The sequence below is a fragment of the Paenibacillus sp. PvR098 genome (assembly GCF_017833255.1).
Taxonomy (GTDB): domain Bacteria; phylum Bacillota; class Bacilli; order Paenibacillales; family NBRC-103111; genus Paenibacillus_G.
Genome location: NZ_JAFIBU010000001.1, coordinates 871,642 through 885,320 on the forward strand (window position 1 = coordinate 871,642; position 13,679 = coordinate 885,320).

General features: G+C 48.2%; 16 protein-coding genes. 5 read left to right on the top strand and 11 right to left on the bottom strand.

The window, feature by feature from the left end; translation table 11 throughout:
* Positions 1-151: 151 nt before the first annotated feature.
* Positions 152-1,669, bottom strand: coding sequence for a flotillin family protein (locus JOE45_RS04290; RefSeq protein ID WP_280874167.1), 1,518 nt, complete (start codon positions 1,667-1,669; stop codon positions 152-154).
* Positions 1,670-1,682: 13 nt separating this feature from the next.
* Entirely contained in the window at positions 1,683-2,219 is a 537-nt protein-coding gene (locus JOE45_RS04295; protein WP_210021366.1) for an NfeD family protein, read from the bottom strand.
* Between the two features lie 372 nt (positions 2,220-2,591).
* On the opposite strand from JOE45_RS04295, the gene JOE45_RS04300 reads away from it, so the two are divergent.
* Positions 2,592-3,569 (top strand): YpdA family putative bacillithiol disulfide reductase, encoded by a 978-nt coding sequence (locus tag JOE45_RS04300; protein WP_210021365.1) that lies wholly within the window; start codon positions 2,592-2,594, stop codon positions 3,567-3,569.
* 64 nt (positions 3,570-3,633) lie between these two features.
* On the opposite strand, the gene JOE45_RS04305 is transcribed toward JOE45_RS04300, so the two are convergent.
* Together JOE45_RS04305 and JOE45_RS04310 are read right to left on the bottom strand one after the other, a co-directional pair.
* Positions 3,634-4,362, bottom strand: coding sequence for a phosphonate ABC transporter ATP-binding protein (locus tag JOE45_RS04305; RefSeq protein WP_210021364.1), 729 nt, complete (start codon positions 4,360-4,362; stop codon positions 3,634-3,636).
* 354 nt (positions 4,363-4,716) lie between these two features.
* Positions 4,717-4,863 carry a hypothetical protein gene (locus tag JOE45_RS04310; protein ID WP_210021363.1) on the bottom strand — a complete coding sequence of 49 codons (147 nt, stop codon included), beginning with the start codon at positions 4,861-4,863 and terminating at the stop codon, positions 4,717-4,719.
* Positions 4,864-5,048: 185 nt separating this feature from the next.
* On the opposite strand from JOE45_RS04310, the gene JOE45_RS04315 reads away from it, so the two are divergent.
* The 3 genes from JOE45_RS04315 to JOE45_RS04325 all read left to right on the top strand — a co-directional run bounded on the left by JOE45_RS04315 (position 5,049) and on the right by JOE45_RS04325 (position 6,894).
* Positions 5,049-5,219 carry an aspartyl-phosphate phosphatase Spo0E family protein gene (locus JOE45_RS04315; protein ID WP_210021362.1) on the top strand — a complete coding sequence of 57 codons (171 nt, stop codon included), beginning with the start codon at positions 5,049-5,051 and terminating at the stop codon, positions 5,217-5,219.
* A 184-nt stretch (positions 5,220-5,403) separates the two neighbouring features.
* A complete protein-coding gene (locus JOE45_RS04320; RefSeq protein WP_210021361.1) occupies positions 5,404-5,589 on the top strand; it encodes a hypothetical protein in 186 nt (61 codons plus the stop codon).
* A gap of 129 nt (positions 5,590-5,718) precedes the next feature.
* Positions 5,719-6,894 (top strand): M20 family metallopeptidase, encoded by a 1,176-nt coding sequence (locus tag JOE45_RS04325; protein ID WP_210021360.1) that lies wholly within the window; start codon positions 5,719-5,721, stop codon positions 6,892-6,894.
* A gap of 86 nt (positions 6,895-6,980) precedes the next feature.
* Here the strand turns inward: JOE45_RS04325 and JOE45_RS04330 are convergent, their stop codons facing one another.
* The 4 genes from JOE45_RS04330 to JOE45_RS04345 all read right to left on the bottom strand — a co-directional run bounded on the left by JOE45_RS04330 (position 6,981) and on the right by JOE45_RS04345 (position 9,984).
* Complete coding sequence (locus JOE45_RS04330; protein WP_210023427.1) at positions 6,981-7,703, bottom strand: amino acid ABC transporter ATP-binding protein; 723 nt, start codon at positions 7,701-7,703, stop codon at positions 6,981-6,983.
* Positions 7,696-8,376, bottom strand: a complete 681-nt coding sequence (locus JOE45_RS04335) for an amino acid ABC transporter permease (RefSeq protein WP_210021359.1) — start codon at positions 8,374-8,376, stop codon at positions 7,696-7,698. The genes JOE45_RS04330 and JOE45_RS04335 overlap by 8 nt, the downstream gene beginning before the upstream one ends.
* A 105-nt stretch (positions 8,377-8,481) precedes the next feature.
* Positions 8,482-9,339 (bottom strand): ABC transporter substrate-binding protein, encoded by an 858-nt coding sequence (locus tag JOE45_RS04340; RefSeq protein WP_210021358.1) that lies wholly within the window; start codon positions 9,337-9,339, stop codon positions 8,482-8,484.
* Between the two features lie 186 nt (positions 9,340-9,525).
* Complete coding sequence (locus JOE45_RS04345; protein WP_210021357.1) at positions 9,526-9,984, bottom strand: protein-tyrosine phosphatase family protein; 459 nt, start codon at positions 9,982-9,984, stop codon at positions 9,526-9,528.
* Positions 9,985-10,096: 112 nt separating this feature from the next.
* Here JOE45_RS04345 and JOE45_RS04350 point away from each other — a divergent pair, with 112 nt between their 5' ends.
* Positions 10,097-10,879 (top strand): YheC/YheD family protein, encoded by a 783-nt coding sequence (locus JOE45_RS04350; protein WP_210021356.1) that lies wholly within the window; start codon positions 10,097-10,099, stop codon positions 10,877-10,879.
* A gap of 51 nt (positions 10,880-10,930) precedes the next feature.
* Here the strand turns inward: JOE45_RS04350 and JOE45_RS04355 are convergent, their stop codons facing one another.
* The 3 genes from JOE45_RS04355 to JOE45_RS04365 form a co-directional block, all read right to left on the bottom strand.
* The gene (locus JOE45_RS04355) at positions 10,931-11,767 is read right to left on the bottom strand and encodes an alpha/beta hydrolase family protein (protein WP_210021355.1); all 837 of its coding nucleotides are present in this window, start codon (positions 11,765-11,767) and stop codon (positions 10,931-10,933) included.
* Between the two features lie 150 nt (positions 11,768-11,917).
* On the bottom strand, positions 11,918-12,376 hold the full coding sequence (locus tag JOE45_RS04360; RefSeq protein WP_210021354.1) for a Fur family transcriptional regulator: 459 nt from the start codon (positions 12,374-12,376) through the stop codon (positions 11,918-11,920).
* 67 nt (positions 12,377-12,443) lie between these two features.
* Positions 12,444-13,442: a CobW family GTP-binding protein gene (locus tag JOE45_RS04365; RefSeq protein WP_210021353.1), complete on the bottom strand. Its 999-nt coding sequence runs from the start codon at positions 13,440-13,442 to the stop codon at positions 12,444-12,446.
* Positions 13,443-13,679 lie beyond the last annotated feature (237 nt).

A 13,679-nucleotide genomic window follows, 5' to 3' on the forward strand; every position in this document is an offset into this window, starting at 1 on the left:
TTCCGAAAGCTGGCAACGGCGCCAATGACCTTCTGCTTCCTATTGAACACAGCTAAAATGAAAAAGGCAGCTGCAGCAGCTGCCTTTAGGCCATTGTCAATCTCAATTTCGTAAGATAATGATAAATAATAACGTGCGGTTCGTAAGCTGGCTATGGTTGTTGTTTAGGCTCCTGCGCAGGAGCCGGTACGCTTTGGATGCCGGAAACATTCTGTCCTGTACGTGTTGTTAAGCTTTTGACCAGTTTCTCCACGTCAATACCGCTTACGTTCTTCAGCATCTCCGGAGCGGTAGCCATAAGCTGTGTCACATAGTTGCTTACGCGTGCGGCACCTTCGCCATTGCCCGTATCGACAACGGTGAGCTTATCGATCGAGCTGATCGGTTCGGCAATTTTACCTGCCAGCTCGGGCAGCATCTTCACGATGATATCGAGTACGGCCGCTTCGCCGAATTTCTCAAACGCTTCGGCAAGCTTCTCCTTCGCTTCCGCTTCGGCCAAACCGCGCAGACGAATGACCTCCGCCTCGGCTGTTCCTTTGGCTCGTTCGGCGTCTGCAACGGCCAAGCCTTCGAGCCGCTTCTGCTCCGCCATCGCCTTGGCTTCCGCCTCTATGCGGTATTGCATGGCATCAGCTTCCGTAATTTGCTTCGCCTTCTCCGCTTCCGCTGCCTGAACTACTGCATAACGATCGGCGTCTGCTTTCTTCTTCACTTCAGCATCATACTGCTTCTCGCGGCGCAAAATCTCTTTACCTTCGATATCGATTTCTCTTTCCTTGCGAACGATTTCAACACGCATTTGTTCCTCAACAACGCTTTGCTTGGCGCGAGCTTCTTGAATATGGTATGCCTGATCCGCTTCTGCGCGAGCCGTATCCTGCTCCTTCTTAAATGAAGCAACCTTTAGCTCTTTTTCCTTTGAAGCCTCGGCGATGTTCGTATCACGCAGCAACTCCGCCTTCTGCCCATCTTCCTCGGCGCGTGCCTTTTGAACCCTTGCGTCCCGAACGGCTTCCGCTTCGGCAATCTCCGCATCGCGTTTGACCGCTGCGATTCTAGGTTTCCCGAGGGCATCGAGATAACCGTGCTTGTCACGCAAATCCTTAATCGTGAAGGAGACGATCTGTAGACCCATTTTTTTCAAATCCTTGGCTGCTACTCCTTGAACCTCCTGCGCGAATTTATCACGGTTCCGGTACACTTCCTCGACCGTCATCGAGCCCAGAATGGCACGCAAATGCCCCTCCAGCACTTCCTGCGCCTCACCCTTCAACGCTTCTGTCGGTTTGCCCATGAACTGCTCCGCCGCTGTGGCGATATCCTCAACGGCTCCTCCGATTTTGATAATGGCAACGCCGTCGGCCATCACAGGCACGCCCTGCTCCGTATAAACCTCTGGGGTGGATACATCGAGCTTGTGGGACAAAAGAGATAAAAATTCAGCTTGCTGGAACACGGGAAGAATGAAGGAACCACCGCCGCGGACAATTTTAATTTTACGTCCTGTATCATCCGTCAGTACATTCTTGCTCCCCAAGAACGATCCGGTGACAATCATCGCCTCATCCGGACTTACTGTTTTGTAGCGGGCCCAGAACGCAAGACCTAGTACGACGATCACCCCGACAACGATGATTGGAATCGTCAAAAGTTCATTTAATACCATTCCCATCTCTCCTTTACAACTTGGGTTCGTCCAGGCAGGTTACGAACAGCGTGCCGTCTATTACTTCCACCGTCACCACTCTTGTACCCGCCTCGATCGCGTTACCGTCAAAGCTTTCCGCAATTTGATTCGTTACGCCTCCGCCCATCCGCATCATCACCTCTCCGCAGCCCTGGGCCGGAATCGGCACCGATACCTCCCCGATCCTTCCGACCAAATCCTGCATGGAGAAAGCCAACGAGTTCTCGGTATTTTCCATCGGCTTGATGTAAAAGAAATAGATGAGTACCCCGGACAGGACGGCGGCCAGCAGAGACAAAATCAACACCACAGCAGCCGCAAATGGGGAGTACTTCGTGAGCAGTATGCCCGCGCCTCCAAGTACCGTCAGACCGCTGAACAGCACCATCGGCTGTAAGTAATGCAGCACATCGCCGGACATCCAATCGAACAATCCGTCCACTGCGCTGCTGAGCAAGTCTCCAAACAGCACCGTCACAAGCGCAAACAATACTCCAGTAATAAGCAGACCCCAATACAACTCCATCATGTTGTTCCCTCCTGACCTACGATCAAATGTGCACATGTAGTAATACGCAGCATACATCTAAGAAGTTGCAATTTTACCTCTTAAATCCAATATTGTGTATAAAAAAAGAACACACCTCGACAGAAGATGCGTTCTTTAACTAGGCTAATCCATTGGAATATCATCGATAATAACGCCATTTTTCAATATGATATTCGAGTATTAAGCGCACTCCCTCGTCGCGCTGTGTGAAAGCCTAGCAGTCAATTTCATCCTAGCTCTCGAATATCGCTTATGTAACGCAAACTGGAAAGTGGTTGTTGAATCGGTTACTATGAGTATGGATCAATCATACATACCAGTATTCATGGGAAAACAGGCGAGGTGTTTGTTTTGGAAGATGTTATTGTAATCGGAGCGGGTCCTTGCGGCTTGTCCACCGCTTTAGAGCTGCAAAGAATCGGTTTGAATCCACTCGTAATCGAAAAAGAATGCGTCGTGCATTCTATTTATTTATACCCAACGTACATGCAATTTTTCAGTACACCGGAGCTGCTTGAAATCGGAGGCTTCCCTTTCTCGACTCCGAATGATAAACCGTACAGGCTCGAAGCATTGAACTACTACCGCAGCGTAGCTCAGCGAAACGAGCTTCGTATCCGTTCTTATGAGACGGTTACAGAGATCAGCCGGCAAGCTGACAGCACGTTCGAATTGACAGTACAAAATCGCTTCGGCTCCTCCACATCGATTCAGGCCCGCCGCGTTGTCGTGGCCACCGGATACTTCGACCACCCGAATATACTTGGGATTCCGGGTGAGGATTTGCCGAATGTCACCCATTACTTCAGAGAAGCCCATCCTTATACCGGTACCCGGGTAGCCGTGATCGGAGGAAGTAACTCCGCTATCGACGCAGCCATGGAGCTGCTTCGCGCCGGAGCAAGCGTGACGGTCATTTACCGCGGAGAACAGTATTCCTCGGTTATTAAGCCTTGGGTCCTTCCCATATTCGAAAGCATGGTAAGCAAAGGCCGAATCCGGATGCTGTTCCGATCACGTGTAACGCATATATCGGAATCGGAGATTACCGTGGTAACCGATGGACAAGAGCAAAGGCTCGACATCGACTTTGTACTTGCCTTAACAGGCTTCCGGCCCGATCGCGGCCTATTGACAAAAGCGGGTGCTGAATTAAACGTTGAAGCTGACGGTGTGCCGAAGCATGATCCGGGCACGATGGAGACAACGGTACCCGGCCTTTATATTGCAGGGGTAGCCGCATCCGGTTCCAATGCGAATGAAGTGTTTATCGAAACCGGCCGGCTGCACGGTGGACGAATTGCCGCACATATTGCCTCAAGATCATAATAAAAAGGTCGCCCTGAGCTTCATGCCAGGACGATCTTTTTGCTGCTTCTATATGTAAGTTCAATTAAAATATAAGATCCTTCTCCCGCTGCGTCAATCGGCGTCCGGCGATATCGACGGTTAGCTTGCCGCCCGACAATCCCCAAATTCTTGTACCGAACTTTTCAGCCAGCTCAACTTGATGAAGGCTGCAGAGGACAAGTAATTTATTTTTACGGCAGATCGATTGCAGATCCTCCAGCACACGGTTGGCCGCCTCCGGGTCCAGACCGGACACCGGCTCATCCGCATAAATCACCTTAGCGCCCTTAATCAATGCTTTACAAATCGCAACCCGCTGCTTTTCCCCGCCGCTTAGCTTCTCAACGGGTTCATGAGCTTTGTCCAGCAGACCCACTTTATCCAAATAATCCATCGCTTCCATATGATCGTCTTCCGATACCGTATTGGTGAGAAAGCGCCACCACGATTTTTTGAACAGCAGTGCACTGAGCACATTTTTCACAGCCGATTTTTTCAGGTTCAAGCTTGGCTTTTCTTCTAAATAAACCCACTGCTTGCGCAGCTGGAATTTCTCCCAAGCGTTTAGCAATGTAATGTCCTTACCTTCATAAATGTATTGGCCTTCATCCCATTTTTCCTTCAGCATCAGACAGCGGAATAAAGTGGTTTTGCCGCTTCCGCTGGCTCCTAGCAAGGCCACCAAATCGCCCTCGTCCGCTTGAAAGCTGATACGCTGCAGTACGCGATGATCGGGGGGAAAGGTTTTGCTCAAACTGCGTACAATCATCATCCGTCCGATTCTCCTTTATTCGCATCCCTCTGTAATACTATACCATGTTCCTCCGTTTAAAAACCACACCGCGAAATTTTTTAAGTGTTCTTCTACCGCAGCACCTTCAACCGTTCAAGTGAAGGCTGATCTGTCATTTCTTGCTCTGAAGTCGGATAACCACATGGCATCCACATCCGTCAAACGAGCAAGCATTTCGCCGATAGTTGGAAGTACCTCCGGAACCCTTAAAGAGTTCATCCTCCTTTTCCATTCATCAAAATTTATTCGAACAGAATAATACATCTTCTGCAGCGCGAAAAGAACTGTCCGCACTTGGACAGTTCTTTTCCGTTCCATTTTCTTAAAAATTCACTACTGAGGGTTCGTTTCTTTGGGAATCTCATTCAGACTCGGAGGGTGAAGGGCCGCTTTATCGGGCTCAACGATCGTACCCTCTTGCGTAAACTTATTATCCCTAAAATTCGGGTTGATTTTATTATCGGCTCTACCGTTAGTCATATTACAGAATCAACTCCCATTGTGGTTAATTTGCCACAATTAACCTTTTATAAACATATTTTGGTATTTGTCATAAAAGTTTAACATACTATTCGACATATATTAACATTTTTTACGCTGAAAACGTATTATAATACCTTATAGAACAAAATTTTCTAAAAAATAGAGGAAGTGATAGGATACAGATGAAAGAAGCTGAATTAAAACGTCGCTTGGAACGAATGCAGCATCAGCTTTACCAACTGGTGGAGAAAACAGGAAGCTTTGTAGATCCCAAGGTGGTTGAGCTAAGTCAACAGATCGATAGCCTTGTCCTATCCATTCAACGATTACGCATGAAGGACAAGCTTCAGTAGTGAGGCCATTGAATTCCATTTCAATGAGCCTCTTTTTTATGCTTTGACTTGATAAATGTTACATGATATGTTATATTAAAACCAAGGAAAATCAAGGGTTTAAGCAGCATATGAACTCTAGAACCCCTGCTTAATCTATTTTCTTGATGCACCACTCAACTGATAATTAAAGGAGCGATGCACCATGAGTTATGATGCTAATCAACAACCGCAGGAGAAGAAGATTTCCGTTGAGCTGACTCTGAATGAGGCTCTGGCGCTTACCGGTGTACGATTCCGGGATAATCATAAGCTCGAAGTCGATGTCATGCACAAAATCAAAAAGCAGCTTGAAGAGCAAATCATCGACCGCCGCAGAAATTTACAGTAAATTACACTTAAAATGTAAACGTTAACAAGATCCTTATGCAATCCATTGCGTCGGGATCTTTTTGTTTTGTCCCCCTCTTCGTTTATAATAAATACACAATAAAGAACCCCTAAAAGGAGCGCATTGTTCATGAAGCAGCAGATCGCTTCGGTCATCGATCGGTATAGCGAATCGTTTACAAACCTATCGAAATATATCGGAGAGCATCCGGAGCTCGGGCACGAAGAATGGGAAGCCTCGTCCAGACTCATGGATGCGCTCCGTCAGCACGGCTTTGAGGTGCAATCTCCGGTGCTGGAGCTACCTACGGCCTTTATCGGCACCTATGTATCCTCCAAGCCAGGACCCACTATCGCATTTCTGTGCGAATATGATGCGCTGCCGGAGCTCGGACACGCCTGCGGGCATCACTTGATTGGCGTGATGGGACTGGCCGCCGCTGTAGGCCTGAAAGCCGTGATCGACGAAATCGGCGGTACCATCCGAGTATACGGCACGCCAGCGGAAGAAACGAAAGGCGCGAAGGTCCTCATGGCGGAGGCAGGGATGTTCGACGATGTCGACATCGCCCTGATGGCTCACCCCTATCATTCGTACGAACAATCCGGAACTTCTCTTGCCATGGATGCGATTCAATTTGAATATCATGGGAAGTCCGCACACGCAGCGGCAAGCCCTTATGAAGGCGTTAACGCGCTTGATGCCGTGCTGCTGTTGTTTCATTCGATCGCTGCTCTGCGGCAGCAGTTGCGGAGTCATGTTCGTATTCATGGTATTATCACCGAGGGAGGCAAGGCGCCCAATATTATTCCGGACTACGCTGCAGCGCAGTTTTACATCCGGTCCGCAAACCGACCATACACCGACGAAGTCGTGCAAAAGGTACTGCACTGCGCGGAAGGCGCTGCGCTGCAAACTGGTTGTACGATGAACTGGTCCAATTACGAGTTTTCATACGATGAGCTCATCACGAATCGTGTATTGTCCGACATTTTTACGCATAATTTAACGTCCATGGGAATAACCAAAGATTCGATAGAGAGCGGCAAGGATCACGGTTCACTCGACTTGGGCAACGTATCGCGCCATTGTCCGACTATCCATCCTTACGTGAAGGTCGTCGATGAACGCCGCTTGCTGCATACGAAAGAATTTCGCGATCTGGCGATGCTCCCCCGCGCCTTCGAAGGTATGCTGCTGGCAGCTAAGGTGCTGGCGTTTACAGCATATGATGTAATTACCAGCCCCGAGGTGCTCCATGTAATCCGCGAGGAATTCGAGCGCAGCATACACAGCAGTCATTGAGGCACTGACTTTCCCGACATGAAATAAGAGTCAGATCGAGCAAAAGCACTTTGCTCGATCTGACTCTTATTTGTTCTTTCCTGAAATCATAACACTTTACCTAGAAATTCCTTTGTCCTTGGATGTTGAGGGTTCGTGAATACGTCTACTGGCTTGCCTTGCTCGACGATTTTGCCCCCGTCCATGAAGATCAGCCGGGTGCCGACCTCACGTGCAAAACCCATTTCGTGGGTGACGACAACCATCGTCATCCCTTCCGCGGCCAGCTCTTTCATGACATCCAGCACTTCTCCCACCATCTCCGGATCTAGTGCAGACGTAGGCTCGTCAAAAAGCATGACCTTAGGGGACATGGCCAGCGCTCTGGCGATAGCGATGCGCTGCTTTTGCCCGCCGGACAGCTGTCCCGGATAGCTCCCCGCTTTATCGACCAAGCCGATCCGCCTTAGCAGTTCGCGGGCAACGTTGTTCACATCATCGTCACTCAGCTTTCTCAGCTTACGTGGAGCTAATGTAATATTGTCCTGCACCGTCATGTGCGGAAACAGATTAAACTGCTGGAACACCATCCCCATCCGCTGACGCAGCAAATTGATATCATGCTTTCCGCGAATGAGCGAAGTTCCTTCGAACTCGATATCTCCACCAGTTGGCTGTTCGAGCAAGTTCAAGCAGCGTAAGAAAGTGCTTTTGCCCGAACCGCTGGGACCGATGACAACGACGACCTCGCCTTGGGCAATGTCGATATCGATACCGTTCAACACTTGATGATTACCGAACGCTTTCTGTAAACCGGATACCTTAATCAGAAGTCCTCAGCCTCCTCTCGGCCAATCCTAGCAACTTGGACAACGTGAACGTCATGATAAAGTAGATAAGGGAAACCACGATTAACGGCTCGAACGGTTGGAACGTATTGCCTTTCACCGTGTCAGCACTGTACATCAATTCAGCAACCCCAATAACCGAGACGATCGAGGAATCTTTAATGATCGTAATAAATTCATTGCCCAGTGCCGGCAGCACGTTGCGGAACGCTTGCGGCAGTATGATATGCCGCATCGCCATGCCATGCGGCATCCCAAGCGAACGGGCCGCCTCCATTTGACCTCTGTCGATCGCCTGAATGCCGGCACGAAACGTTTCCGCCACATAAGCGGCACTATTAAACGATAGAGCTAGGATACATGCCGCCACATCAGGAAAAGCAGAGCCAAGCCAAGGAATCTCAGGAAAATTGATACCCAGCTGGGGCAACCCATAATAAAATAATAACAGTTGAACCAGCAGCGGTGTTCCCCGAATAAATTCAATATAGGATCCGGCAAACACACGCAGCGGCGCGATGCGCGACATGCGCATAAGCGCAAGGCAAATACCGAAAATAACCCCGAAAATGACGGTAAAGAAGGATAAGATCAACGTCAACTTGGCGCCATCGATGAAAAACATATAGTACTTAGGCAAAAATGAAAAATCCATCCGTTCCCCTCCTTATTTATGAGATGAAAAGCTGATAACCAAACAAAAACCCGCCGGATAGCTCCGTTCAGGTTTTTGGTCGACTATTCTGCATCAGGGCTTTGATTATTGCTCTTCCACTAATTCGTTCGCTTCGGTAACAAATTTATCAATGGATTTATCGTTGATGAGCTTGTCCAGCGTCTTATTCATCGCTTCAACCAGATCAGGATTGCCTTTCTTTAGAGCAATGGCCGAGCCGCTGTCTTCCGTAGCCAATTGAATATCCGCAATCACAAGGTCTTTGTTCTTCGAGAGATAGGCCTCAGCCACCGGAAGCTCGACGACAAGAGCATCGACCTTTTTATTTTTCAATTCCAGCATCAAATCGGAAATTTTGCCCAGCGGCTTCACTTCAGAGCCGGGCATTTGCTCCTTCACGATTTTCTCCTGAGTTGCGCCTTTCTGAGCTCCCACCTTCAACCCTTGCAAGGAATCAACCGTGGTGAATTTGTCTTTATCTTCTGCACGAATGACAACCTTCTGAACAGCCGTATAATAAATATTGGTAAAATCAACAGCTTTCATACGCTCAGGTGTCGGCGTCATCCCGGAAATCACAAAATCAACGTTACCTGCTTCAAGTGCTGCCAGCAAACCTTCGAACCTCATGTCTTTCATCTCAAGCTCTACACCGAGATCCTTCGCAATCGCTTTGGCGATTTCGATGTCGAACCCGACGATTTCATCTTTTTTATTAATTTCTTTATGAAATTCATATGGAGGGTAGTCCGCGCTGGTTCCCATTACGATTTTGCCGGCTTTTTTAATTTTCTCCAGCTTCGTTTCGTTTTGCTGGGCAGTCGCTGATGTGTTGTCTCCTCCACCAGTTTGCTCTGTTGTCGCCGCAGGCTTGGTTCCGCAAGCGGAAATGATCAGAATCAAGCTCATCAGCATGAGTACAATTGCCTTATTTTTAATCATTGGTCAATTCTCCTTTCTAAGTAACTTCAACATTATATAATAGAGATACTAGTTTTACAATACAAGCACATGTTATATTCACAAGCGTTTTATGGAATATCCACAATTATAATGGTATATATTAACATTTAATCTCACCATAGAAAAAGCGGCACCTCCCTGCTTACAAGGAAACACCGCTTCATATCATTCCTTATTCAAATCTTCAAGCTGAAAGAGCTCAGCAACAGATTTCTTTAGCTTTTCATGCACTACTACTTCCGGACGAATCTCTTGAATACGCGCTTCTGCATCGTCCACCGAGTCGCTGATTCCCAGCGCTAAAAGCGTACCGATCGCCACGCTGCCGGCTCTGCTGCGTCCGGCGGCGCAGTGAATCGCTACTTTTTTCCCCGCCTGGGCTTCCTTAACAACGGTGTCGATGGCTTGCTTAAGGAGCGCCTCCTGACCCTCTTGCTTATCCATAAGCGGCACATGTATCCTTGATACGCCTTCCTTGCCAAGCTCAACCTCAGGTGACTCCGCGCGGAGATCCACAATGACCTCGCATTGCTCCTCGTCTATGAAAGCCTGAACATCCTGTGCTCCACCAATAAATATTTGCTTGTCCACCAGAGCTTGATACGATTTTTTTTGTTCCGCCACGATCTTCACTCCTCTCTCCTATGGCAATGCCTATGAAAAGTTTATCAAATCATACACTGATGCACAATTGCTTTATTCGCGGAGAACATACACTATCTTGAGGTGAACTTCATTGTATGCATACAAAAAACGGTATAAAAGCAAAACATTCAGGGGAAAGCTGCGTGTATGTAACGAGTTAGCTGCAAGTAAAAGGCTGAGACATCTCGTTCCCCACACCGTCTCTTTGACGAAAAGAAACCTGAAACGGATGACCGGTAAATACAAGGCTTTATATGTCAAGCCGAACATCGGTTCCATGGGGATCGACGTCTGCAAGCTGGAATGTTCCAAGAAAGGCTACGAGCTGCTCTCGACCGGTAAACGCAGACAAATTCGCAAGCGTTTCAAAATTCTATCCACGGTTTACAAACACATCAAGGCCAAGCATAAGCAAAGCATGATCATTCAAAAAGGCATTACATTGGATAAGGTAAAAGGACGTCCTTATGATATCCGGGCGATGGTTCAACGCAAACCCCGCGGTTCATGGACGTGCACCGGTTTTTTGGTGAAAGTCGGAAGGAGGAACAAAATCGTAACGAATTATTACCAAGGCGGAGAAATATACACCATTGAAAAATTACTCAGAACCAAAGGCTTATCTCCGTCCAAACATCGCCCCCGGATCCAATCGTTATCCCAAACCGCTGTTAGGATCGCCCGCAGATTAAACAACAAATGTTCAGCCATGCATGAAATAGGTGTTGATTTTGCTTATGATACGAAGCAGCGCTTATGGATTCTTGAGGTGAATTCCAATCACCCGCAATTTTATCCGCTGAAAAAACTGGATCGTTTCGCCTATAACCAAATGGCCTCTTATGCTAGAAGCTACGGAAGGCGCGACGATTAAGACCCGCAATATATGTCTAAGCTATAATTATCCTCCGATGACCAGAATGAATCAAATGGTCCAATCGTTCCATTCGTTCTTGCGTTTGTCGATATGGAGCAGCCAGTCCCGCGTCTTGCGAATGACCTGCTCTTTGGCCTGCCCTCCAGTGAACGTGTGATCCGCTTGAAATATTACCTCTTTATCACACTGCCCCTGGCTGCGGAGCCAGAACAGCTTCTGATACAAAAAGCAGTAATCCACCGGGATCACATCGTCTGCTGTACCGTGGACTAAAAATACGTCACCGCTAAATTTACGCAGCTGTTCGAAAGGCTGATGTTTTGCAAGAGATTCAAAGAATACGGGCTTGAGCGAATAGCCAAGGTAATCGGTTGAACCGAGCTGGACTGCTTCCTCATACGCTTTTTTGCCGGTAATGCCTACAATGTCGTTAAATGGGTACGCAACAGCTGACCATAGCACAAGCGTTTTGACCCTTTTGTCCCGGGCTGCGGTCAGTATTGAGACAGCCCCGCCCAAGCTGTGCCCGAGAAGAATGACCCTTTGAGGATCGACGCAATCGATATCAAGAGCGTAATCAAGCACGGACCGAGTTTGATCGATCATCACGTCAAGTCCGCCGCTGCCGTAATCGCCCGTGCTTTCACCGCAGCCTCCATAGTCGTAACGGAGCACCATATATCCATTACGTGCATACTCCCTTGCTGCAAGCACGAATAACCGGTCTACTCCGATCCTGCTCCCGACAAAGCCGTGGGCAATAATAATAATGGGGAAACGCTCGTTTCCCTTTCGTATTTTATTCTCCCCATTCCCCGATTCGGGATAGTGAAGCGTTGCGGCCAGCTCCTGCTCTCCGCTTCGTATAGTAATGTGATGTTCCATAGAAACTCATCCTATTCTCTGTTAAATTTATACTACATTATTCCGATGAAATTACTATGTTTTATACATATTATCACTGAGCTGATGTGCTGTCAAACGAAACGAACCTCCACCCTGAGGGTGGAGGCTCTTTTCGTATATGAGCGATGATTATTGCAGTTCCTTATCATCGGCGGGAGTGCACTCACCGCAGTAGCCTAAAATTTCAAACCGGTGGTTAAGTACTAGAAAATCAGACGGTACTCCGGCCATCTGCTTCATCGGACAAAATTCGAATGGAATCGTTCTCTCACAGCTGACGCAAATCAGGTGATGATGGTGATGCGACTCGCATCTTGCTCGGAACTTCAATCCGTCATTCAAATAGATTTGCTCCAGAACTCCCATTTCGCTTAGCAATCGGAGATTGCGGTACACCGTATCAAAGCTCACTCCAGGATATTGCTGCCTCATATAATCGTAGACATCTTTCGGAGCCAAATAGCCTGTCGAACTAGCGAATAAAGTGGCAAGGCTCTTGCGCTGGTCGGTAATACGCCAGCCTTTGGCGGACATCGCCTTCAGGATATCTTCTATTGTCGTTTGCGTCTCATGCTCATGATTTGCCATAGCTACCTCTCCGTTTGTAACGATAGATACTATTAATAATGCCTGAATCCGTGTCACGAGTCAAGAATCAACGGGTTTCGAGCGCAGCCAATAGATCAGACAGAGCTTCTTTGTCGAAATGCTCACCAATGAACACGGCAACACTTGCTACGTTCTCTTTCGGCGAAATTTTAATAAAGTCCATCTCACGATATGCAAATTGAAAAAGGAAGGGGCTCGTCGTATCGGTGAAGCGAAGAATTCCTTTGGCCCGATAAATGTTATGCGGAAGCCTGCCGATGAGCTCCTCGAAGCGTTCGCTCTCAATCGGTCCGCGAAAATAATGAGTATATACCATGACATGCTCATGGCTGTGGTGATGGGCGCCCTCGTGTTCATGGCCGCATTCGTGATGGGTGTTCTCATGATCTCCCTCGCATCCACAGGCTTGGATTTGTAGATGGCGCTCCTTCCCCCCGCCTTCAAGCTGGTCGAGCATGGCAAGATCGATTTCGCAGCGAACGGTTGGGATTATCGGGGCCACCGGGTTCAGCTCTCGGATGATGGCTTCCGTGCGTACAAGCTCCGAAGGGGGAATCAGATCCGTTTTGTTCAATATGATTCTTGTTGCGCATCGGATTTGATCGGCCATGAGCCGGTATGTTTTTCCTGCGGGATTGATCGAACGCTCGGCGAGCTGGGCGGCGTCCACCACCGTAATGACCGACTTAAGCGCTACCTCCGTCAACAAGGAGGCATCCGTTACGCCGTCCAGCATCTCCATCGGATTGGCCGCCCCTGTGCTCTCCACGAAGACGACATCGGGTTCATGGTCCAGGATCAACTGTCTCAGCTCCATTCCCAAATCGCCGCGAATGGTACAGCAAATACAGCCGCCTAGCATCTCCGTCATCGGCACCTCCTCATCCACCATCATGCCGTCGAGATTAATGTCTCCAAGCTCGTTCATGACGACCGCGGGCTTTTTTCCTTGCAGCTTATAATAATCCAATGCGCGAGTAAGCAGCGTCGTCTTGCCGCTCCCGAGAAATCCGCTCAATATATGTACAGAAACAGGCTGCTTCATCGTTCCTCACTCTGCTTTCGTCCATAGTTTCGTTTCAAGGGTACATTGTACCCCCGCTATCATGTGCTGTCAATTTCACCTATATTATTTAAAAGTAATAATTACGTATTATAGTGTAGCCTTGTTCTGATTTCCCGTCAATCTTTCATCTCCCTGTTTTCAATAACCGCATTTTCATTCTAAATTGGAAGCCGCCGGCATAGAAGCGTACAATATAAAGAAATACGGCAAGCAGAG

Bases quoted from the DNA above. Each gene is read 5' to 3' on its own strand.
- JOE45_RS04290 (WP_280874167.1), bottom strand. From the start codon at position 1,669: ATGGTATTAAATGAACTTTTGACGATTCCAATCATCGTTGTCGGGGTG.
- JOE45_RS04295 (WP_210021366.1), bottom strand. From the start codon at position 2,219: ATGATGGAGTTGTATTGGGGTCTGCTTATTACTGGAGTATTGTTTGCG.
- JOE45_RS04305 (WP_210021364.1), bottom strand. From the start codon at position 4,362: ATGATGATTGTACGCAGTTTGAGCAAAACCTTTCCCCCCGATCATCGC.
- JOE45_RS04310 (WP_210021363.1), bottom strand. From the start codon at position 4,863: ATGACTAACGGTAGAGCCGATAATAAAATCAACCCGAATTTTAGGGAT.
- JOE45_RS04315 (WP_210021362.1), top strand. From the start codon at position 5,049: ATGAAAGAAGCTGAATTAAAACGTCGCTTGGAACGAATGCAGCATCAG.
- JOE45_RS04320 (WP_210021361.1), top strand. From the start codon at position 5,404: ATGAGTTATGATGCTAATCAACAACCGCAGGAGAAGAAGATTTCCGTT.
- JOE45_RS04325 (WP_210021360.1), top strand. From the start codon at position 5,719: ATGAAGCAGCAGATCGCTTCGGTCATCGATCGGTATAGCGAATCGTTT.
- JOE45_RS04335 (WP_210021359.1), bottom strand. From the start codon at position 8,376: ATGGATTTTTCATTTTTGCCTAAGTACTATATGTTTTTCATCGATGGC.
- JOE45_RS04340 (WP_210021358.1), bottom strand. From the start codon at position 9,339: ATGATTAAAAATAAGGCAATTGTACTCATGCTGATGAGCTTGATTCTG.
- JOE45_RS04355 (WP_210021355.1), bottom strand. From the start codon at position 11,767: ATGGAACATCACATTACTATACGAAGCGGAGAGCAGGAGCTGGCCGCA.
- JOE45_RS04360 (WP_210021354.1), bottom strand. From the start codon at position 12,376: ATGGCAAATCATGAGCATGAGACGCAAACGACAATAGAAGATATCCTG.
- JOE45_RS04365 (WP_210021353.1), bottom strand. From the start codon at position 13,442: ATGAAGCAGCCTGTTTCTGTACATATATTGAGCGGATTTCTCGGGAGC.